This is a genomic window from Cupriavidus sp. FW305-46, assembly GCF_058787075.1.
Window position 1 is genome coordinate 100,091 of the sequence record NZ_JBYSZI010000004.1, and the last position, 21,932, is coordinate 122,022.

The window sequence follows — 21,932 nt, forward strand, 5'->3', positions numbered from 1 at the left end:
GCTTGTCCGCAGCGCTACCGTTGCCTGTGGGCAAGCCACCCCGAATTGCGGCGTCGACCATTGCGGTCCGGTCTCAGCGTACGATGCCGCGCTGGGTGGCGGCAAGGAAGTCGACGAACGCGCGCAGCGGCGCCGCGGTGCCGGCATCGGACTGGCCCAGCAAGGCAGTGATCTCGTTGCGCGCCTCATCGAAGCTGAGGTCGGACTTGTAAAGCAGCTTGTAAGCCTGGCGCAGCGCGGCGATCTGGCCCGCGTCGAAGCCGCGGCGGCGCAGCCCCTCGACGTTGACGCCGTGCGGCGTGGCCTTGTTGCCGCTCTTGTCGCTGGCGGCGATCACGAACGGCGGCACGTCCTGCACCAGCGCCGAGGCGCCGCCCAGCATCGCATGGGCGCCGATGCGCACGTACTGGTGCACGCCGCTCATGCCGCCCAGGATCGCCCAGTCGCCCACTTCAACGTGGCCGGCGATCTGCGCGTTGCTGGAAAACACGGTGTGGTTGCCGACCGTGCAGTCATGCGCGATATGCACGTAGGCCATGATCCAGTTGTCGTTGCCGAGGCTGGTCAGGCCGCGGTCCTGCACCGTGCCGGTGTGGATCGTGGTGAATTCGCGGATGGTGTTGCGGTCGCCGATCTCGAGCCGGGTCGGCTCGTTGCGGTACTTCATGTCCTGCGGCACGCCGCCGACCGATGCGTAAGGACCGATCGTGTTGCCCTCGCCGATCGTGGTGTAACCCTCGACCGTCGTATGCGAGCCGACCCGGGTGCCGCTGCCGATCCGCACGTTGGGGCCGACGATGGAGAACGGGCCGACGGTCACGTCGGATGCCAGCTCTGCTTTCGGGTCGACCAGCGCGGTGGGGTGGATTTGCGTCATACGTCCTGTCCTTTGGTGTGTCTGGTGAAGGATGGGCCAATGCGCGGGGCAATGGTTCCCGTCCGGGCCGCTTGCCCCCGCTGCACGGGGGCGCGGCAGTCAGCCGGCGGCGCTGCCGCCAGCCGCGGGCGGCCTCACTCGGCCTGCTTCACGGTGCACATCAGCTCTGCCTCGCAGGCCACCTTGTCGTCCACCGTGGCGAACGCCTTGAACTTCCAGATGCCGCGGATATAGCGTTCGACTGTCACGTTCATGTGCAGCTGGTCGCCCGGGTACACCACCTGCTTGAAGCGGGCCCCGTCGATGCCGACAAAGTAGTACAGCGCGCCTTCCTTGCGCTCCATGTCGGCGCCGAAGGTCAGCAGGCCGGCCGACTGCGCCAGCGCCTCCAGGATCATCACGCCCGGCATCACCGGCTGTTCCGGGAAGTGGCCCTGGAAGTACGGTTCGTTGATGGTGACATTCTTCAGCGTCTTGATCCGCTTCTGCGCCTCGAACTCCAGCACACGGTCCACCAGCAGGAACGGGTACCGGTGCGGCAGCAGTTTGAGGATCTTGCGGATATCGATTTCGGCCGCGCTCATGATGATTTCTCTTTAGTCTTGTGAGGGTTGGGACCCGGCGGCCTGGCCGCGCAGGCGGCGTTCCAGCGCCACCACCCGTTCGCGCAGCCTGGTCAGGCCGCGCACGATGGCTGCATTGCGCTCCCACTCGCCGTGCGGCAGGAACGGGAAGACGCTGGTGAAATGCCCCCCGGGCTTGGTAATGGATTTGGTGATCGAGGTGCCGCCCGACACCGTGGTGCGGTCGGCAATATTCAGGTGGCCGGAAAAATTGGCCGCCCCGCCGATCACGCAGAAGCGCCCGATGCGCGTGCTGCCCGATACCGCGGCGCAGCCAGCGATGACCGTATGGGCCCCGACGCGCACGTTATGCGCGATCTGGACCTGGTTGTCGATCTTGCAGCCGTCCTCGATCACGGTGTCGGCCATGGCGCCGCGGTCGATTGCCGTATTGGCGCCGACCTCCACGTCATTGCCCAGCACCGCGCGTCCCGTTTGCGGGATCTTTACGTATTCCACGCCGGTTGCGCTGATGTCCGGCGCAAAGCCAAAGCCGTCCGCGCCGATCACCACGCCGCTGTGCAGGATGGCGCGGGCGCCGACCACGCAACCGTGGTAGACCGAAACGTTGGCATAGAGCAGCGAATCGTCACCGATCTCCGCCTGCGCGCCGACATAGCCGTTGGCCAGGATGCGCACGCGCTCGCCCAGGCGCGCGCCGCGCTCGATCACCACGTTGGGGCCGATGTAGCACGAAGCCGGCACCACCGCGTCAGGCGCCACGGTCGCGCGCGGATCGATGCCGGTGCGGGTATCGGTGTTGGCGGCGCGGTCAAAACGCTGCGCCACGCGGGCAAAGCATACGTAGGGATTGCGCGCCACCAGCCAGTTGCGGCCGTCGGCCCTGCCCTCGGCGCGAACGCGCTCGAGGTCGGCAGCCGAGACAATCACGGCGCCGGCCTGCGAATCCAGCGCCTGCTGCAGGTAGAGCGGATTGGACAGGAACGAGAGCTCGCCCGGTCCGGCCTGGTCCAGGGGGGCCAGGCCGACGATCGCCAGGTCGGGGTCACCCACAACCTGCGCGCCGTTCTCGGTGGCGAGCTGACCCAGTGTGGGTGTCTGCATGGCGGTACTTCCTAAAAAAACGAAAGACGAAAGAACGTGAGAACCGGTGCGGCTTAGCGGGCGCCGGCGTTCAGCGCCTTCATCACGTCGTCGGTGATGTCGATGCGCGGGTTCACGTACACCGCTTCCTGCACGATCAGGTCGTACTTGCGCTGCTCGGCCAGCTGGCGGATCACGCGGTTGGCGCGCTCCAGCACCTGTGCCAGCTCTTCATTGCGGCGCTGGTTCAGGTCCTCGCGGAACTCGCGCTGCTTGCGCTGGAACTCGCGGTCAAGGTCGGCCACTTCGCGCTGGCGGCGCTGGCGGTCGGAGTCGGCCAGCACGGCCGTGTCCTTGTCGAGCTTGTCGGCCATGCCCTTGATCTTCTGGGCCATGTCCTGCAGTTCGCGGTCGCGCTTGGAGAATTCCTGCTCCAGCTTGACCTGGGCAGCCTTGGCCGGCTGCGAGTCGCGCAGGATGCGTTCGGAGTTCACGGCCGCAATGCGCGCCTCCTGGGCCGAGGCCGGCGCCGCTGCGCAGAGGGCAGCCGTGGCGAGCGCGGCGGCGCCCAGGGATTTGACCAGCTTGGATGTTGTAATCATTTGAAACAGATCCTTTATCAGAATCAGAATGCCGTGCCGATCTGGAACTGGAAGCGCTGGACCTTGTCGTTGGTGTCGCGATTGAGCGGGAAGCCCATGCTGATCTTCAGCGGGCCAATCGGCGACAACCACGACATGCCGAAGCCGGTCGAGTACTTCAGCTCGCTGAAGCTCAGCGGCTGACCTTCCTGGTAGACATTACCGAAGTCAAAGAACGTGAACAGGCGCAGCGTGCGGTCCACGCCCGAGCCCGGCAGCGGGAAGATGAACTCGACGTTGCCGATCATCTTCGAGGCACCACCCACCGGGTTGCCATTCTGGTCCTTCGGGCCCAGCGTGCTGGTCTGGTAGCCGCGCACCGAGCCGATACCACCGGCGTAGAAGTACTTGAACACCGGGAACGGCGTGTTGCCGTAGCCGTGGCCGTAAGCGACTTCGCCGTTCAGTGCCAGCGTGAAGGACTTCGAGATCGGATAGAAGTACTGCTGCTGCACGCTGGCGCGGTAGTACTGCGTATCGCCGCCCGGCAGCCCGACTTCCAGGTTGGCCTGGGTGTACGGTCCCTTGGTCGGCACCAGCGCGCTGTCGCGGCGGTCACGTGCCCAGCCGATGGTGAACGGGAAGTTGTTGATGCCGTCGCCGGAGCTCTTGCCGATCTTGTTCAGCCAGTCGGTGTACTGGCTCGGCGTGTTGACCGACGTATACACCTGGGTCCGTTCATAGCCGATGCCGAAGAACACCGTATCGACTTCCGAGAACGGCACGCCGAACTTGAAGCCACCGCCGGCGGACACGATCTTGTAGTCCTGGTCGCCGGTGTAGTACAGCGGGCGCGAAGTACGGTAGTAGATGTCGGTCGAGCGGCTGATGCCGTCCACCGTGAAATACGGGTCGTACTGCGTCAGCGCGATGGTACGGAACGACTTGGCGGTGTTCACGTCCAGGCCCAGGCTGGTGCCGGAGCCGAACACGTTGTCCTGGCGCAGGCCGGCCTGCAGCACCAGCTTGTCGGTGGACGAGAAGCCCACGCCCAGGCTGATCTGGCCGGTCGGCTTTTCAGTCACGTTGACGTTCACATCGACCTGGTCGGGCGCGCCCGGCACGTCTTCGGTGGTGATGTTGGTGTCGGTGAAGTAGCCGGTACGGTTGATACGGGCTTGCGACTGCGTGAGCTTCTCGCTGTCGAACCACGAGCTTTCCATCTGGCGCATCTCGCGGCGCACCACTTCGTCGCGGGTCTTGCTGTTGCCCACCACGTTGACGCGGCGCACGTAGACGCGGCGGCCCGGGTCGACCATCAGGGTCAGCGCGACTTCACGCTTTTCCTTGTCGATCTGCGGTTGCGGGTTGATGGTGGTGAACGCGTAGCCGTAGGTGCCCAGCAGGTCGGTGATGGCCTTGGTGCTCTGCGTCAGCTTCTCGGACGAGAAAATATCGCCCTTCTTCAGCTGCAGCAGTTTTTCCATTTCCTCCTGCTTGCCGAGCAGCTCGCCCGCCAGGCGCACATCGGACACCTTGTACTGGTCGCCTTCCTTGATGTTCAGCGTCAGGAAGATGTCCTTCTTGTCCGGGGTGATCGACACCTGGGTCGACTCGATCGCGAACTCCAGGTAGCCGCGGTTCAGGTAGAACGAGCGCAGCGCTTCCAGGTCGGCGGTCAGCTTCTGCTTGGAATACAGGTCGTTCTTGGTGTACCAGGACAGCCAGTTCGGCGTGGACAGCTGCATTTCGTCGCGCAGCGTGCCTTCCTTGAAGGCCTTGTTGCCGACGATATTGATCTGGCGGATCTTGGCGACCGGGCCTTCATCCACGTTGAACACGACCGAGACGCGGTTGCGGTCCACCGGCGTGATCGTGGTCTGCACGTCGGCGGCATAGTAGCCGCGCGCGACGTACTGGCGCTTGAGCTCCTGCTCGGCCTTGTCGATCAGTGCCTTGTCGTAGTAACGGGCTTCGGCCACGCCAACGGCACGCAGCGAACGGCGCAGCGTGTCCTTGTCGAATTCCTTGATGCCGACGAATTCGAGCTGCGAGATCGCCGGCCGCTCTTCGACCTGGACCACCAGCACGCCTTCCTCGGCGCGGATCTGCACGTCCTTGAAGAAGCCGGTATTGTAGAGGGCACGGATGGCGTCGGCGCCCTTGTCATCGGTGAAGGTCTCACCGACGCGCACCGGCAGGTAGCCAAACACGGTACCCGGCTCGACGCGTTGCAGGCCCTCAACGCGGATGTCCCTGACGACGAACGGATCGGCAGCCCAGCCCGCCGGGCTCCAGGCTGCAATAACGGCACTCGCCAGCAAGCCCAGCGAAATGCGCTTATGTCTGATCAATGTTGATCCCCTCTTTGATTCCATCCAGGATTGCGCTCCGATGCCTTATTGGACTGCGCCTGGCAAATGGCGTCCCTGGCGACGGTGCCCGACGACACCACCGCCCCCTTGCCGATACACGTTTCTAGCCGTTCGCCAGAAACATTCGGCTGACGTCATTGAACAAAGCGAGCGAAGTCAGGAGCAAGATGCAGGCGATGCCAACCTTCTGCAGCATTGCCTGCCAGTGGTCTGGGACGGGCCGGCCAGTCAAAAATTCCACGCAATAATACAGCAAATGCCCCCCATCCAGAACCGGAATGGGTAACAAATTGAGTACACCAAGGCTTACGCTGACCAGTGCCAGGAAGCTGACAAAGGCCTGCAGGCCCAGGTTTGCGGCACGCCCCGCGTAGTCCGCCACGGTCAGCGGGCCGCTCAGGTTCTGCAGCGAAGCCTGCCCCACCAGCATCTTGCCCAGCAGCTTGAGCGAGAGCGCGCTGGTGTCCCAGACCTGGCCGGCCGCACGCGCCAGCGCCTGGTCCGGCCGGTAGCGCACGGTTTCCATCTGCACCGCCTGGCTGAGCGCCGCGCCGAGCTTGCCCGCCGGCGCCGCGGTGGCGCCGCTCGCGTCCTTGGCGCCATCGCGCGCCACGGCGGTGTCTAGCGTCACCGGCACGTCCAGGCGCTTGCCGTCGCGCTCGATGCCCAGTGTCACGGTCTGGCCGGGCTGGCTGCGCACCGCCTTGATCAGCGCGCTGGCCTGCGTGAGCGGGCTGCCCTGCCAGGCAACGATGCGGTCGTCCTTTTTCAGTCCGGCGCGCTCTGCGGCCGAGTCCGGCAGCACCTCGGTAATCGTCACCGGCCCGCCCTTCAGGTTCAGGCCCAGCGTGGCCAGCGGATCCTGCTCGGGATTGCCGCCGGTATTGGGCAGGCGCGGCAGCGTTACGTCGCGCTCGGCCCCGTCGGCGCCGCGCACGCGCAGCACGGCGCGCGCATCGCCAAAGCCCTCGGCGAATACGGCCATGCGCAGGTCATTCCAGGAGCGCACCGCTTCGGTATGGTCATTGGCGGTCAGCGACAGCACCCGGTCGCCTTCGCGCACGCCGGCCTGCGCCGCCATGGTGCCGGCCGCGGGCGCCGCCACCACCGGCACGGGCTCGCGCATGCCGCCGGCAAAGAGCGCGAAATACAGCACGATTGCCAGTGCAAAATTGGCCAGCGGGCCGGCCGCCACGATCACGAAGCGCTTGCCGACCGGCTGGCGGTTGAAAGCCCGCGGCAGGTCGGCCGGGTCGATCGGCGTGTCGCGCTCGGGATCGACCTCGCGCTCGTCCAGCATCTTGACGTAGCCGCCCAGCGGGATCGCCGCCACCGTCCATTCGGTCCGGTCGCGGCTTTTTGAAATCCAGCGCAGCAAGGGCCGCCCGAAGCCGATCGAGAAACGCAGCACCTTCACGCCGCAGGCACGCGCGGCGAGGTAGTGCCCCATTTCGTGCACATAGATCAGCACGCACAGGGCAACGATGAAAGCGAGTACGGTTTGCATGGAGTCGGGACGTCGGTAACGATGGCTGGACTGGCGCGCCGGGCCCCGGGGGATCCGGGGGCGCCGCAGCCGCTATTGTCGCAGATGCGGCAAGCCGACCCGCCGGATCAGCGCTTTGCAGCCAGGGCGGCCACGCCCGCGCGTGCTGCCTCGCGCGCCAGCGCGTCGGCTGACAGCACCGCTTCGAGCGTATCGGCAGGCCCCTGAGGTGTCGCTTCAAGCACCTGCCGGACGATATCGGCAATGTCCGTGAAGCGCACTTTGCCGCCCAGGAATGCCTCGACCGCCACCTCGTTGGCTGCATTGAGGGCCGCCGGCGCCACACCGCCGGCGCGCAATGCATCGAAAGCCAGACCCAGGCAGGGGAAGCGCACCAGGTCCGGCTTCTCGAAATGCAAGCCTCCTGCCACGGTCAGGTCCAGCGGCGTGACCCCCGCATCGATCCGTTCCGGATACGCCAGGCCATAGGCGATCGGCGTGCGCATGTCCGGGTTGCCCAGTTGCGCCAGCACCGAGCCGTCGGTGTAGGCCACCATCGAATGCACGATGCTCTGCGGATGGATCAGTACCTCGATGCGCTCGGCGGGGGCGCCGAACAGCCAGTGCGCCTCGATAACTTCGAGGCCCTTGTTCATCATGGTGGCGGAATCGACCGAGATCTTGCGGCCCATGACCCAGTTGGGATGGGCGCAGGCCTGGTCGGGGGAGATATCGTGCAGCGTGGCCGGGTCGCGCGTGCGGAACGGCCCGCCCGACGCGGTCAGCAGCACCCTGGCAACGCCCCTGCCGTAGCGCGGATCGTCGGCCGGCAGGCACTGGAAGATGGCGTTGTGCTCGCTGTCGATCGGCAGCAAGGTGGCGCCGTGCTCGCGCACCGCATCCATGAAGATGCGCCCGGACATCACCAGCGCTTCCTTGTTGGCCAGCAGCACGCGCTTGCCGGCACGTGCTGCCGCCAGCGTCGGGCGCAGGCCGGCGGCGCCGACGATGGCGGCCATCACCGAATCGGTCTGCGCATCGGCGGCCACGGATTCCAGCGCGGCTTCGCCGTGGCTGACCTCGGTCTTCACGCCGGCATCGCGCAGCAGGGTTTCCAGTTCGCGCGCTGCCTCGGCGGTCCCCACCACGGCGCGGGCCGGGCGGAATTCAACGCACTGGTCAGCCAGCTTGCGCACCTGCCGGTGGGCGGTCAGCGCATGCACCGCATAGCGGTCGGCATGGCGCCTGACGACGTCGAGCGTGCTTTCGCCAATGGAGCCGGTGGCGCCCAGGATGGTAATGCGATGCATAGCAGACGGCTTCAGAGAAAAATCAGCATCAGGGCCGCCAGCGGGAACACCGGCAGCAAGGCGTCGATGCGGTCCAGCACGCCGCCATGGCCGGGCAGCAGCCGGCTGCTGTCCTTCTTGCCGACCTGGCGCTTGAGCAGCGATTCGAACAGGTCGCCGACCACGCTCGCGGCGACCAGCAGCGTGGTCAGCACCGCCACGTAGGCCAGCCCGCCGCGATCGCCCATCGCGGAGAACCAGGTCGGGGCAAAGGCATGGGTGGCGGCGAGCGCCAGGCCGATCACCAGCGCCAGCAGCCAGCCGCCGATGGCGCCCTCCCACGACTTGCCCGGGCTGATGCCAGGCGCCAGCTTGCGCCGGCCGATGGCCTTGCCGGTGAAATACGCGCCGATGTCGGCCGCCCACACCAGCACGGCCGCGGTCAGCAGCACGCCGATGCCGGCGCCGCGCAGGATCATGGTGGCATGGGCGAACGCGGGCAGCATCACCAGTCCCAGCACCGCGCCCAGGGCGGTAAACGACGGCGTCGCGGTGCGCACACCGCGCGCCAGCAGCAGCACTGCAACGCCCCAGCAGACTACCGCGGCTTCGAGCAGCCAGGTGGTGGCGTGGCGCAGCGGCAGGTCATGCCAGGCAATGGCCGCGATCAGGCACGCCAGCGCATAGACATAGGGCCACGGCCCGCGCAGCCCGATCAGGCGGCCGAATTCCCAGCCGGCCAGCAGCACGATCACGGCCACCAGCCCGGCCAGAGCCGCGGGCGGCGCCAGGAACAGGATTGGCAGGATCAGCAGCAACAGGCACAGGGCGGTGATGACGCGGGTGAGGAGCATGCGCTGCAGTCCCGTGAGAGGTTGGAGTAGCCAGGCTCAGGCCGTACCCGATAGTCCCGGGGCGACCAGCTGTGCGCTGGTGCGGCCGAAACGGCGTTCGCGCTGGCGGTACGAGGCGAAGGCCTTGTCCAGTTCCGCGGCGTCGAAATCCGGCCAGAAAACGTCGGTGAAATACAACTCGGAATACGCCAGCTGCCACAGCAGGAAGTTGCTGATGCGCTGTTCGCCGCCGGTGCGGATGAACAGATCCGGCTCCGGCGCATAGGCCATCGCCAGGTGCGGCGCCAGCACCGATTCGTCGATCGAGGCCGGGTCGAGCATGGGCGAGCGCGCCAGCATCTTGCGCATGGCCTGCAGCAGGTCCCAGCGGCCGCCGTAGTTGGCGGCGATGGTCACGGTCAGGCCGGTGTTGCCGGCCGTGCGCGCCTCGGCATCGCGGATCAGCTGCTGGATGCGGGGGCTGAAGCGGTCCAGGTCGCCCACCACCCGCAGCCGGATGTTGTTGGCGTGCATCTTCACCACTTCGCGCCGCAGGGCCATCATGAACAGCCGCATCAGGAACGAGACCTCGTCCGCCGGGCGCCGCCAGTTCTCGGAACTGAAGGCGAACAGCGTCAGGAACTGCACGCCGCGGGCGGCGCTGGCTTCCACCACCGCGCGCACCGCGTCCAGCCCCCGGGTGTGCCCGGCAACGCGCGGCAGGTGCCGCTGGGTCGCCCAGCGGCCGTTGCCGTCCATGATGATGGCAACGTGGCGGGGGACGTAGGAGGTATCGGGTACGTCGAGCGTTGAACTGATGTGCTGCATGATGGCAGACGGTCGTTGACTGCCCCGGCCATGCCGGGACGGGGTCAGACCGTCATGATCTCCTTCTCTTTCTCGGCGACCATCTTGTCGATCTCGGCCACGTACTTGTCGGTCAGCTTCTGCACTTCGTCCTGGCCACGGCGCTCGTCGTCCTCGGAGATGGTCTTGTCCTTGACCAGCTTCTTGAACTGCTCGTTGGCATCGCGGCGCAGGTTGCGAACGGCAACCTTGGCGCCCTCGGCCTCGCCCTTGACGACCTTGGTCAGCTCCTTGCGGCGCTCTTCGGTCAGTGCGGGCATCGGCACGCGGATCACTTCACCCATGGTGGCCGGGTTCAGGCCCAGGTCGCAGTCGCGGATGGCCTTCTCGACCGCGCCCACCATTTTCTTTTCCCAGGGCTGCACCGTGATGGTACGCGCATCGGCCAGGCCGACTGCCGCGACCTGGCTGATGGGAACCATCGAGCCGTAGTAGTCCACCTGAACGTGGTCGAGCAGGCCGGTGTGGGCACGGCCAGTGCGGATCTTCGCCAGATCGGCCTTGAAGGCTTCGATCGACTTCTGCATTTTCTGCTCGACGCTCTTCTTTGTGTCGGCGACGCTCATTTTTACCTCCGGAAATCAGCCAACCATGATCCCCCTGGCGGGGATCGAAAATGAATCATTCTACCCTTTGCCCGGCCGGATACCAGCAGTCCGGCGTCTGGCGCCCTGCCTCAGACGTGCACCAGCGTACCTTCGTCCTCGCCCAGGATGATGCGCTTGAGCGCGCCCGGCTTGACGATCGAGAACACCCTGATCGGCAGCTTCTGGTCGCGGCACAGGGCGAAGGCGGTGGCGTCCATCACTTGCAGATTGCGCGAGATGGCCTCGTCGAAGCTGATGGTGGTGTAGCGCGTCGCGCTCGGGTCCTTCTTGGGGTCGGCGGTGTACACGCCGTCCACCTTGGTCGCCTTGAGCACGACCTCGGCACCGATTTCCGAGCCACGCAGCGCGGCGGCGGTGTCGGTGGTGAAGAACGGGTTGCCGGTGCCGGCGGCGAAGATCACCACCTTGCCCTCTTCCAGCTGGCGGATCGCGCGCGGGCGGATATAGGGCTCGACCACCTGGTCCATGCGCAGCGCGGACTGCACGCGGCCTTCGATATTGGCGTGGCGCATCGCGTCCTGCAGCGCCAGTGCGTTCATCATGGTGGCCAGCATGCCCATGTAGTCGGCAGTGGCGCGGTCCATGCCAGCGGCGCCGCCGGCGACGCCGCGGAAGATGTTGCCGCCGCCGATGACCACCGCGACCTGCACGCCGAGCTTCACGATCTCGGCAATGTCGTTCACCATCGCCTCGATGGTGGAGCGGTTGATGCCGAAGGCATCGTCGCCCATCAGGGCTTCACCGGACAGTTTCAGAAGGACGCGCTTGTAGGCTGGCATGTTCACCCTCGGACAGGAGCAAATCGCTCGGTTGAGACGATCTTGAGACGTATGTTTTGGCACCGGCGGCACGGATCCTCGTGCCGCCGGCGGAAAAAAGCCGGTTTTCGGGGTGCCCCGGACTGCCGGACCACCACGGAAACTGGCTGCTGCAGTGCAACGCGGCATGCGCAGCGTCGCACTACTTATGCAGAGGGGCACCTTACGGCGCCCCTGCGGCATTATAGGCGCCCGGACCAGCCCGAACGGGCAGTCCGCAGCGCCCCGGACATCAGCCCTTCTGGGCAGCGGCCACCTGGGCGGCCACTTCAGCGGCGAAGTCGTCCTGCTTCTTCTCGATGCCTTCGCCGACCACGAACAGGGTGAAGCCCTTCACGGTCGTGTTGGCGGCCTTCAGCATCTGCTCAACCGTCTGCTTGTCGTTCTTCACGAACGGCTGGTTGAACAGCGAGACTTCCTTCAGGTACTTCTGCACCGAACCCTCGACCATCTTGGCGACGATCTCGGCCGGCTTGCCCGACTCGGCAGCCTTCTGCTCGGCAATGCTGCGCTCCTTGGCGATCAGGTCGGCGGGGACCTGCTCGGCCGACAGCGACACCGGCTTCATGGCGGCCACGTGCATGGCCACGTCCTTGGCGGCGGCTTCGTCGCCATCGAACTCGACCATCACGCCGATGCGGGTGCCGTGCAGGTACGAAACCAGCTTGCCGCCGTTGGCGTAGCGGGCAAAGCGGCGGATCGTCAGGTTCTCGCCGATCTTGCCGATCAGGGCCGTGCGGGTGGCTTCAACGCTCACGCCGTCGATTTCCAGCGCCGACAGGGCGGCCACGTCGGCCGGGTTCTGCTTGGCGATCAGTTCGGCGACCTTGGCCGAGAACGCCAGGAAGTCGTCATTCTTGGAGACGAAATCGGTCTCGCAGTTCAGTTCGACCAGCACGCCGGTGGTGCCGTCGATGAACGATGCGACCACGCCTTCGGCGGTCACGCGCGAGGCGGCCTTGCTGGCCTTGTTGCCCAGCTTGACGCGCAGCAGCTCTTCGGCCTTGTCCAGGTCGCCGTCGGCCTCGGTCAGGGCCTTCTTGCATTCCATCATCGGCGCGTCGGTCTTCGCGCGCAGTTCTGCAACCATGCTTGCGGTAATTGCCGCCATTTGTCACTCCTTGAATGGTTCACGCCGGCTGCCGGCAGTCGCCTGCGGCACCCGGTCGGTGGGTCTACAGCACACCCGCGGCAGATACTGCCTGCGGCGGATGACAACAATTCAAATTCAAAAAAAGGGGGCGCCAGATGTGCCCCCTTTTTATTGCCCTTCTTGCCCGGTTGCCGGCGTACCCCGGCTTTCGCCTTGCGCGCAGCCCGTGGTGACGGGCGGCAAGCGTTGCTTGTCTGTCGTGCGGTGACGATGCGCGCTAGCGGGTTCCTTTGCGGCAATCAGGCGGCGGGCAATCAGCCTTCCTGCACTTCGACGAATTCGTCGTCGCCGCCGCGAGCGGCTTCAACCACTTCCTGCACCGCGTTGGCACGGCCTTCCAGGATCGCGTCAGCCACGCCGCGCACGTACAGGGCCACGGCCTTGCTCGAGTCGTCGTTGCCCGGGATCACGTAGTCGATGCCTTCCGGCGAGTGGTTGGTATCAACCACGCCGATCACGGGCACGCCCAGCTTGTTGGCTTCGGTCACGGCAATCTTGTGGTAGCCGACGTCGACCACGAAGATCGCGTCCGGAACGCCGCCCATGTCCTTGATGCCGCCGATCGACTTTTCCAGCTTGAGCATTTCGCGCTCGAACATCAGCGCTTCCTTCTTGCTCATGGTTTCCAGCGCGCCGGCTTCCTTGGCGGCTTCCATGTCCTTCAGGCGCTTGATCGAGATCTTGACCGTCTTGAAGTTCGTCAGCATGCCGCCGAGCCAGCGGGCGTCGACGTAGGGCATGCCGGCACGGCCTGCTTCTTCAGCCAGGATTTCGCGCGACTGGCGCTTGGTGCCCACGAAAAGGATGGTGCCGCGATTGGCTGCCAGCTGACGCACGTACTTCATTGCGTCCTGGAACATCGGCAACGTCTTTTCGAGGTTGATGATGTGGATCTTGTTGCGATGGCCGAAGATGAAGGGGGCCATCTTCGGGTTCCAGAAGCGGGTCTGGTGGCCGAAGTGGCAACCAGCTTCCAGCATTTCGCGCATGGTAACGGACATGTAAAACTCCAGAGGGTTAGGTCTGAAGCCCGCCCCGACATTCCTGAAAAGGAACACCCCGGATAGGCGGGCCAGCGATTTCAAACGACAGCAGGAATAATCCTGCAAAATACCGGCCTGGCGCACGCAATGCTGCGCCGCAACCAAGTCAGCCCGCTATTGTAGCAACAAAAGTGCGGCCCGCTCAAGCCGCCCGGCTTCCTGGCGCCCTGCGGACTCAGCCCGGGACGGGCGCGCACAGGCTGCGATCTGGCCCCGATGGTGCGATAATCCTACATTGACCTTTCGATTTCGGCGCGGCCAGTGGCCTCGCCTTCACTTTTTGGCGACGTAGCATGAGCATTCACCTGAACACCGCCGAAGACATCGCCCAGATGCGCGTGGCTTGCCGCCTTGGGTCCGAGGTCCTCGACTACATCACGCCCTTCGTCCAGCCAGGTATCACCACCGGCGAAATCGACCGCCTGTGCCACGCCTACATGCGTGAAGTGCAAGGCACTGTGTCGGCGTGCCTGAACTATGCTCCCCCCGGCTATCCGCCCTTCCCCGGCGCGATCTGCACCTCGGTCAACGACGTGATCTGCCATGGCATTCCAGGCGACCGCGTGCTGAAGAACGGTGACGCGATCAACCTGGACATCACGGTCATCACCAAGGAAGGCTACTACGGCGACAACAGCCGCATGTTCATCGTCGGCGAGGGCTCGATCCTGGCCAAGCGCCTGTCGCAGGTGACCTATGAATGCATGTGGAAGGGTATCGCGCAGGTTCGCCACGGCGCCCGTCTGGGCGACATCGGCCACGCCATCCAGGTACACGCCGAAGCCGCCGGCTACAGCGTGGTGCGCGAGTACTGCGGCCACGGCATCGGCAAGAACTTCCACGAAGACCCGCAGATCCTGCACTACGGCCGCCCGGGCACCGGCGCCGAGATCAAGGCCGGCATGATCTTCACCATTGAGCCGATGATCAACGCCGGCAAGCGCGATATCCGCACCATGCCCGACCAGTGGACGGTCAAGACCCGCGACCGCAGCCTGTCGGCGCAGTGGGAGCACACCGTGCTGGTCACGGAAACCGGCTACGAGGTCCTCACGGTATCGGCCGGGAGCCCGGCGCCGCCGGCCTTTATCACCGATTCCGTCGCGGCCTGAGGTCGCACTGAAGCCAGGGGCGCCTGACCGGGCGCCTTTCTTTTTCCAGCCGTGCCCACCAATCCGCTCGCCGAGCCCGCCACCACCATGGACACCACGCCGGAACTGCTGCTTGCCGCGCGCGTGCGCGACCAGCTCAAAGCCGACAAGCAGGCGCTGTTTGCCGACTTCAACATCAGCGCCAATGTCGGCACGCTGATCACGCGGCTGCGCCGCGCCGTCGACGCCGGGCTGGTGGAAGCCTGGCGCGGCCTGGGGATGCCCGCGGGCGCGGCGCTGGTGGCGGTGGGCGGCTATGGCCGCGGCGAGCTGCTGCCGTACTCCGACGTCGACGTGCTGCTGTTGCTGCCCGCCGAGCCCGACCAGGACACCACCGGGCGCCTGGAGCGCTTTATCGGCCTGTGCTGGGACCTCGGGCTGGAGATCGGCTCTTCGGTGCGCACCGTGGACGATTGCACCCGCGAGTCGCGCCAGGACGTCACCATCCAGACCTCGCTACTGGAAGCGCGGCTGCTGACCGGCAGCCGCAAGCTGTTCGAGTCGATGCGTACGCGCTACCTCGCCGACCTGGACCCGGCCGCGTTCTTCCAGGCCAAGCTGCTGGAAATGCGCCAGCGCCACGCCAAGTACCAGGACACTCCCTACTCGCTCGAGCCCAACTGCAAGGAAAGCCCCGGCGGCCTGCGCGACCTGCAGGTGATCCTGTGGATGACCAAGGCGGCGGGCCTGGGCGACAGCTGGAAAGAACTGTTCGAGCGCGGCCTGCTGACGCAGCGCGAAGCGCAGGAGCTGGCGCGCAACGAGCGCCTGCTCAAGACCATCCGCGCGCGCCTGCACCTGGTGGCCGGCCGGCGCCAGGACGTGCTGGTATTCGACCTGCAGACCGCGCTGGCGGAGTCCTTCGGCTATCGCCAGACCACCAACAAGCGCGCCAGCGAACAACTGATGCGCCGCTACTACTGGGCGGCCAAGGCGGTCACGCAGCTCAACAGCGTGCTGCTGCTGAACATCGAGGCGATGCTGTTCCCGAGCGAGTCTCAGGTGACGCGCGTGCTCAACGAGCGCTTTGTCGAGCGCCAGGGCATGCTGGAGATCACCAGCGACGACATCTATGAACGCGACCCGCACGCGATCCTGGAAACCTTCCTGCTGTACCAGCGCACGCCCGGCGTGAAAGGCCTGTCGCCGCGCACGCTGCGCGGGCTGTACAACGCGCGCACCGTGATGAACGCGGGCTGGCGCAACGATCCGGAAAACCGCCGCCTGTTCCTGGCCATCATGCAGGAGCCGCAGGGCATCACGCATGCGCTGCGCCTGATGAACCAGACCAGCGTGCTGGGCCGTTACCTGATCAACTTCCGGCGCATCGTCGGCCAGATGCAGCACGACCTGTTCCACGTCTACACCGTGGACCAGCACATCCTGATGGTGGTGCGCAACATGCGCCGCTTCGCCATCGTCGAGCACACCCACGAGTTCCCGTTCTGCAGCCAGCTGATGGCCAGCTTCGACAAGCCGTGGGTGCTGTGGGTCGCAGCGCTGTTCCACGACATCGCCAAGGGCCGCGGCGGCGACCACTCGAAGCTTGGCACCGTGGATGCGCGCCGCTTCTGCAAGCAGCACGGCATTGCGCGCGAAGACGCCGACCTGGTCTGCTGGCTGGTCGAGCACCACCTGACCATGAGCCACGTGGCGCAGAAGCAGGATCTGACCGATCCCGACGTGATCCACGCCTTTGCCCGCGTGGTCGGCAGCGAACGCTACCTGACCGCGCTCTACCTGCTGACCGTGGCCGACATCCGCGGCACCAGCCCCAAGGTATGGAACGCGTGGAAGGGCAAGCTGCTGGAAGACCTGTACCACATCACGCTGCGCGTGCTCGGCGGCGCGCGCGTGGATTCGCATTCGCTGTGGTCGCAGCGCAAGGAGGACACCATCTCCGAGCTGCGCCTGAAGGCCTTCGACCCGGCGCTGGGCAAGTCCCTGTGGGCGCAGCTCGACGTGGCCTTCTTCCTGCGCCACGATTCGCACGATATCGCCTGGCTCACGCGCCACCTGTACAACAAGGTGGACAGCCCCACGCCGGTGGTCAAGGCACGCGTTTCCCCCGCCGGCGAAGGCCTGCAGGTGGCGGTCTATGTCAAGGACCAGCCCGACCTGTTCGCGCGCATCTGCGGCTACTTCGAGCGCAAGGCGTTCTCGATCCAGGACGCCAAGATCCACACCACGCGCCACGGCTACGCGCTGGACACGTTCCAGGTCACCGACCCCGGCATGGCCGGCGACGGCGGCAGCTACCGCGACATCATCGCGCTGGTCGAGCACGAACTGTGCGAGCGGCTGCGCCTGCAAGGCGCACTGCCCGAACCCACGCAGGGGCGGCTGTCGCGCCAGTCGCGCAGCTTCCCGATCAAGCCGCGCGTGGACCTGCGCCCCGACGAGCGCGGCCAGTATTACCTGCTGTCGCTGTCCGCCAACGACCGCACCGGCCTGCTGTACGCCATCGCCCGCGTACTGGCACGGCATCGCGTATCCGTCCACACGGCACGCATCAACACCCTGGGCGAACGCGTCGAAGACGTGTTCCTGGTCGAGGGCAGCCGCCTGGCTGCCGACAACCGATTGCAGATTCAGCTTGAACAGGACTTGCTCGCCGCCCTCGCCATCTGAGGCGGGCGGGCAGCATCAACATATGACCGACAGCAATTCGCAGAAGCGCAAGACGCTAGGTATCAAGGCCGCCAGCGACACCGGCACGGCCGCGCGCAAGACCGGCACCCGCCCCGTGCGCGTGTCCGACCTGAACCGCAAGCGCGTGCAAGCCGTCTCCGAAGGCATCAAGCGCGCCCAGGAGCGCGCCGGCGGCAAGACCGGCGGCCGTCCGGCCCAGGGCGAAGCGCAGGCCGGCGCAGCCCAGCGCGCCGCGCCCCGCGCGCCGCGTCCCGCTGACGGCGAACGCCAGGCGCGTCCGCGCCGCTTCGGCGATGACGAAGGCCGTCCGCGCCGTTATGGCGACGACCGGGGCGAGGCACGTCCGCGCCGCTTCGAAGGCGGCGAAGCGCGCCCGCCACGCCGTTTTGGCGACGACGACAATCGCCCGCGCCGCACGGGCGATGACCGGGGTGAGGCACGCCCGCGCCGCTTCGAAGGCGGCGAAGCGCGCCCGCCGCGCCGTTTTGGCGACGACGACAACCGGCCGCGCCGCACGGGCGATGACCGGGGCGAGGCACGTCCGCGCCGTTTCGAAGGCGGCGAAGCGCGCCCGCCGCGCCGTTTCGAGGGCGGTGATTCGCGTCCGCCGCGCCGTGCTGGCGAGGACAACAACCGTCCCCGCCGTTTCGAAGGCGCCGAATCGCGTCCGCGCCGCGTTGGCGATGACGAGAACCGCCCTCGCCGCTTCGAAGGCACCGACTCGCGCCCGCGCCGCTATGGCGACGACGACAACCGTCCCCGCCGCTTCGAAGGCGCCGACTCGCGTCCGCGCCGTTATGGCGATGGCGATGGCGACCAGCGCCCGCGTCGCGCGCCGTCGGGCGAGCGCCGCCGTGAAGGCACCGCGCCGGCACGCCGCTTCAGCGACGCCGCCGACCGCATCCGCACCGCCGGCCCGGCACGCCAGCAGGCACCGGCCGCGCGCCAGGAAAAGCCCGCCCGCGCCGAGTCCAGCCACGACGACGGCCTGGTGCGCCTGTCCAAGCGCATGTCCGAACTGGGCCTGTGCTCGCGCCGCGAAGCCGACGAATGGATCCCGCACGGCTGGGTGCTGGTCGACGGCAAGCCCGTGACCGAACTGGGCAGCCGCATCCGCCCCGACGCCGAGATCGAGATCATGCAGGAAGCGCGCTCCGAACAGGGCGAGCGCGTCACGGTGCTGCTGAACAAGCCGGTGGGCTACGTCTCCGGCCAGGCCGAAGACGGCTACGAGCCGGCCGCGGTGCTGTTCACCCCCGAGAACCAGTGGGAAGGCGACCCCACGCGCAAGCGCTTTGCCCCGTGGCAACGCAAGAGCCTGGCCCCGGCGGGCCGCCTCGATATCGACTCAACCGGCCTGCTGGTGCTGACGCAGGACGGCCGCGTCGCGCGCGCGCTGATCGGCGAGGATTCGACCGTCGAGAAGGAATACCTGGTGCGCGTGGTCTGGCACTCGCCGCAGGGCGTGGTCGAGCGCAATATCAGCGCGGAATTCCCGGCCGATGATCTCGAACTGCTGCGCCACGGGCTGTCGCTGGATGGCGTGCCGCTCAAGCCGGCCAAGGTGAGCTGGCAGAACGAGGAGCAGCTGCGCTTCGTGCTGCGCGAAGGCCGCAAGCGCCAGATCCGCCGCATGTGCGAACAGGTCGGGCTGCAGGTGGTCGGCCTCAAGCGCGTGCGCATGGGGCGCGTGGTGCTGGGGGACCTGCCGCCGGGCAAGTGGCGGTTCCTGGGGCAGTTTGAGAAGTTCTGATTCCGGAATTTGCCGACACAAAAAAACCGGTCCTTGGGGACCGGTTTTTTTGCGCCTTGCGCGAGTTCGATACCACGCCGCACAGCTCGTCAATCGTCGCTATTTGGCGGCAGATCCGGAAACAACACCTCCGTAAACCCAAACTGCCTGAAGTCCTTGATCCGCATCGGATACAGAATGCCCTGCAGGTGGTCGCACTCGTGCTGCACCACCCGCGCATGGAAGCCTTCGGCCACGCGCTCGATGCGGTTGCCCATCAGGTCGTAGCCGCTGTACTTCAGCCGCAGGTGGCGCGGCACCACGCCGCGCAGGCCGGGGACTGACAGGCAGCCTTCCCAGCCGTCCTCCATCTCGTCGGACCCCATTTCCAGCGCCGGGTTGATCAGCACGGTCTTGGGCACGGTCGGCGCGTCCGGGTAGCGCGGGTTGCGGTCGAAGCCGAAGATCACCACCTGCAGGTCCACGCCGATCTGCGGCGCGGCCAGGCCGGCGCCGTTGGCGTGGTCCATGGTGTCGAACATGTCTTCGATCAGCGTGCGCAGCTCCGGCGTATTGAAGCGCTCCACCGGCCGCGCCACCTGCAGCAGGCGCGGATCGCCCATCTTGAGAATCTCACGGATCATGGTTGCTTCCCCGGTTATTCCTGTGCCGGCGCGGCGCCGGCTTCAGCCAGCAGCGCCAGCATGCCGGCCTCGTCCAGCACCGGCACGCCCAGCGCCTCGGCCTTGTCGAGCTTGCTGCCTGCCTCGGCGCCCGCGACCACGTAGTCGGTCTTCTTCGATACCGAACCCGCCACCTTGGCGCCGGCGGTTTCCAGCAGTTCCTTGGCGTCCTCGCGCGACATGGTGGGCAGCGTGCCGGTCAGCACGAAGGTCTTGCCCGACAGCGGCGCCGGGGCCTTGGCTACCGGCTCGCTTTCCGCCCAGTGTACGCCTGCGGCGCGCAGTTGTTCGATGACCTCGACGTTGTGCGGCTCGGCAAAGAAGTGCGCGATCGACTGCGCCACCACCGGGCCGACATCGTTCACTTCCAGCAGCGCCGCTTCGTCGGCTGCCATCAGCGCATCCAGCTTGCCGAAGTGCCGGGCCAGGTCCTTGGCGGTCGCTTCGCCCACATGGCGGATGCCCAGCGCGAAGATAAAGCGGTTCATGGTGGTCTCGCGCGACGCATCGATCGCCGCCACCAGGTTGGCCGCCGATTTGTCGGCCATGCGCTCCAGCGCGGCCAGCTTGGCCACGCCCAGCTTGAACAGATCCGCCGGCGTGCGCACGATGCCCTGGTCGACCAGCTGCTCGACCAGCTTGTCGCCCAGGCCTTCGATATCCATGGCGCGCCGCTGCGCGAAATGCAGCAGCGCCTGCTTGCGCTGCGCGGCGCAGATCAGGCCGCCGGTGCAGCGGGCGATGGCTTCGTCCTCGAGCTTCTCGATATGCGAGCCGCACACCGGGCAGGCAGTCGGCATCACGAACGCGCGCGCATCGTCGGGGCGGCGTTCGGTCACCACGGCGACCACTTCCGGGATCACGTCGCCGGCGCGGCGCACGATCACGGTGTCGCCGATATGCACATCCTTGCGGCGGATCTCGTCCTCGTTATGCAGCGTGGCATTGGTCACGGTCACGCCGCCGACGAAGACGGGCTTGAGCCGCGCCACCGGCGTGATCGCGCCGGTGCGGCCGACCTGGACTTCGATGTCCTCGACGATGGTGGTCATTTCCTGCGCCGGGAACTTGTGCGCCAACGCAAAGCGCGGCGCGCGCGAGACAAAGCCCAGGCGCTCCTGCTCGGCCAGTGCGTTGACCTTGTAGACCACGCCGTCGATGTCATACGGCAGCGCGTCGCGGCGCTGGCCGATATCGCGGTAGAAATCCAGCAGCCCCTGCGCGCCCTTCACCACCGCGCGGTCCTTGCACACCGGCAGGCCCAGCGCGGCAAAGCCGTCGAGCATGGCGCTGTGGGTGGGCGGACGGTCCACGCCCTGCAGCTCGCCCAGCCCGTAGGCGAAGAACGACAGCGGCCGCTTGGCGGTGATGCGCGGATCGAGCTGGCGCAGGCTGCCCGCGGCGGCGTTGCGCGGGTTGACGAAGGTCTTCTCGCCGGCCTCGGCCTGGCGTTCGTTGAGCTTGTCGAAGTCGCCGCGGTACATGAAGACTTCGCCCCGCACTTCAAGCACGGCGGGAGCCTGGCCGCGCAGCTTCAGCGGAATCGCCTTGATGGTGCGCACGTTGACCGTGACATCTTCGCCGGTCTCGCCGTCGCCGCGGGTGGCGGCCTGCACCAGGCGGCCGTCCTCATAGCGCAGCGACATGGCCAGGCCGTCGAACTTCAGCTCGCAGGCGTATTCGACTGCGTCGGCGGCACTGAACAGGTCCTGCTCGCCGGCTGCGGGCGCGGTGCGGCCCAGGCCCTGCGCGCAACGGCGGTCGAAGTTCAGCACGTCGTCGTCGGCGAAGCCGTTGTTGAGCGACAGCATCGGCACGCGGTGGCGCACCGAGTCGAAGGCCGACAGCGGCTCGCCGCCCACGCGCTGGGTGGGCGAGTCCGGCGTCTGCAGTTCGGGATGCTCAAGCTCCAGCGCCTGCAGCTCGCTGAACAGCGCGTCGTACTCGGCGTCGGGAATGGTAGGCGCGTCCAGCACGTAGTACTGGTAGTTGTGGCGATCCAGCTCGTCGCGCAGCCAGGCCACGCGCCTGGCGGCGGCTTCGGGCGGCAAGGGGCCGGCGGGCGCGGAGGCATCTGCCTGCGCGCCGCGGTGTGTTGCGGTCATGGCAGGCTCCGG

18 protein-coding genes are annotated in these 21,932 nt (G+C 66.7%); 3 read left to right on the forward strand and 15 right to left on the reverse strand.

Annotation, left to right across the window (positions count from 1 at the left end):
- Window positions 1-73: 73 nt before the first annotated feature.
- The 13 genes from lpxA to rpsB all read right to left on the reverse strand — a co-directional run bounded on the left by lpxA (window position 74) and on the right by rpsB (window position 13,555).
- Window positions 74-877 (reverse strand): acyl-ACP--UDP-N-acetylglucosamine O-acyltransferase, encoded by an 804-nt coding sequence (gene lpxA / locus AC3WON_RS03220; RefSeq protein ID WP_340530707.1) that lies wholly within the window; start codon window positions 875-877, stop codon window positions 74-76.
- A gap of 134 nt (window positions 878-1,011) precedes the next feature.
- Window positions 1,012-1,461, reverse strand: a complete 450-nt coding sequence (fabZ, locus tag AC3WON_RS03225; RefSeq protein ID WP_010809590.1) for a 3-hydroxyacyl-ACP dehydratase FabZ — start codon at window positions 1,459-1,461, stop codon at window positions 1,012-1,014.
- 12 nt (window positions 1,462-1,473) lie between these two features.
- Window positions 1,474-2,565, reverse strand: a complete 1,092-nt coding sequence (gene lpxD, locus AC3WON_RS03230) for a UDP-3-O-(3-hydroxymyristoyl)glucosamine N-acyltransferase (RefSeq protein ID WP_492351129.1) — start codon at window positions 2,563-2,565, stop codon at window positions 1,474-1,476.
- 53 nt (window positions 2,566-2,618) lie between these two features.
- A complete protein-coding gene (locus tag AC3WON_RS03235; protein WP_492317834.1) occupies window positions 2,619-3,146 on the reverse strand; it encodes an OmpH/Skp family outer membrane protein in 528 nt (175 codons plus the stop codon).
- A gap of 23 nt (window positions 3,147-3,169) precedes the next feature.
- Window positions 3,170-5,503 (reverse strand): outer membrane protein assembly factor BamA, encoded by a 2,334-nt coding sequence (gene bamA / locus AC3WON_RS03240; RefSeq protein WP_231881344.1) that lies wholly within the window; start codon window positions 5,501-5,503, stop codon window positions 3,170-3,172.
- 100 nt (window positions 5,504-5,603) lie between these two features.
- On the reverse strand, window positions 5,604-7,007 hold the full coding sequence (rseP, locus tag AC3WON_RS03245; protein ID WP_010809594.1) for an RIP metalloprotease RseP: 1,404 nt from the start codon (window positions 7,005-7,007) through the stop codon (window positions 5,604-5,606).
- Window positions 7,008-7,114: 107 nt separating this feature from the next.
- Window positions 7,115-8,296 (reverse strand): 1-deoxy-D-xylulose-5-phosphate reductoisomerase, encoded by a 1,182-nt coding sequence (gene ispC, locus AC3WON_RS03250; protein ID WP_492351130.1) that lies wholly within the window; start codon window positions 8,294-8,296, stop codon window positions 7,115-7,117.
- Between the two features lie 11 nt (window positions 8,297-8,307).
- Window positions 8,308-9,129 (reverse strand): phosphatidate cytidylyltransferase, encoded by an 822-nt coding sequence (locus tag AC3WON_RS03255; protein ID WP_492317836.1) that lies wholly within the window; start codon window positions 9,127-9,129, stop codon window positions 8,308-8,310.
- 36 nt (window positions 9,130-9,165) lie between these two features.
- Complete coding sequence (gene uppS, locus AC3WON_RS03260; protein WP_035815510.1) at window positions 9,166-9,936, reverse strand: polyprenyl diphosphate synthase; 771 nt, start codon at window positions 9,934-9,936, stop codon at window positions 9,166-9,168.
- Between the two features lie 44 nt (window positions 9,937-9,980).
- Entirely contained in the window at window positions 9,981-10,541 is a 561-nt protein-coding gene (gene frr, locus AC3WON_RS03265) for a ribosome recycling factor (RefSeq protein ID WP_010809598.1), read from the reverse strand.
- A 110-nt stretch (window positions 10,542-10,651) separates the two neighbouring features.
- Window positions 10,652-11,362, reverse strand: a complete 711-nt coding sequence (gene pyrH, locus AC3WON_RS03270) for a UMP kinase (protein WP_010809599.1) — start codon at window positions 11,360-11,362, stop codon at window positions 10,652-10,654.
- A gap of 271 nt (window positions 11,363-11,633) precedes the next feature.
- Window positions 11,634-12,512: a translation elongation factor Ts gene (tsf, locus tag AC3WON_RS03275; protein WP_010809600.1), complete on the reverse strand. Its 879-nt coding sequence runs from the start codon at window positions 12,510-12,512 to the stop codon at window positions 11,634-11,636.
- Between the two features lie 296 nt (window positions 12,513-12,808).
- Window positions 12,809-13,555 carry a 30S ribosomal protein S2 gene (rpsB, locus tag AC3WON_RS03280; RefSeq protein WP_492317837.1) on the reverse strand — a complete coding sequence of 249 codons (747 nt, stop codon included), beginning with the start codon at window positions 13,553-13,555 and terminating at the stop codon, window positions 12,809-12,811.
- A 335-nt stretch (window positions 13,556-13,890) separates the two neighbouring features.
- Between rpsB and map the strand changes: the two genes are divergently transcribed.
- The 3 genes from map (at window position 13,891) to AC3WON_RS03295 (ending at window position 19,153) form a co-directional block, all read left to right on the forward strand.
- On the forward strand, window positions 13,891-14,709 hold the full coding sequence (gene map, locus AC3WON_RS03285; protein WP_013956962.1) for a type I methionyl aminopeptidase: 819 nt from the start codon (window positions 13,891-13,893) through the stop codon (window positions 14,707-14,709).
- Between the two features lie 87 nt (window positions 14,710-14,796).
- Window positions 14,797-17,379 (forward strand): [protein-PII] uridylyltransferase, encoded by a 2,583-nt coding sequence (locus tag AC3WON_RS03290; RefSeq protein WP_492351158.1) that lies wholly within the window; start codon window positions 14,797-14,799, stop codon window positions 17,377-17,379.
- Between the two features lie 22 nt (window positions 17,380-17,401).
- On the forward strand, window positions 17,402-19,153 hold the full coding sequence (locus tag AC3WON_RS03295; RefSeq protein WP_492351131.1) for a pseudouridine synthase: 1,752 nt from the start codon (window positions 17,402-17,404) through the stop codon (window positions 19,151-19,153).
- 89 nt (window positions 19,154-19,242) lie between these two features.
- Here AC3WON_RS03295 and def read toward each other — a convergent pair whose 3' ends face one another.
- Both def and ligA read right to left on the reverse strand, forming a co-directional pair.
- A complete protein-coding gene (gene def, locus AC3WON_RS03300; protein ID WP_492351132.1) occupies window positions 19,243-19,776 on the reverse strand; it encodes a peptide deformylase in 534 nt (177 codons plus the stop codon).
- Window positions 19,777-19,790: 14 nt separating this feature from the next.
- Entirely contained in the window at window positions 19,791-21,920 is a 2,130-nt protein-coding gene (gene ligA, locus AC3WON_RS03305; RefSeq protein WP_492351133.1) for an NAD-dependent DNA ligase LigA, read from the reverse strand.
- Window positions 21,921-21,932: the final 12 nt, after the last annotated feature.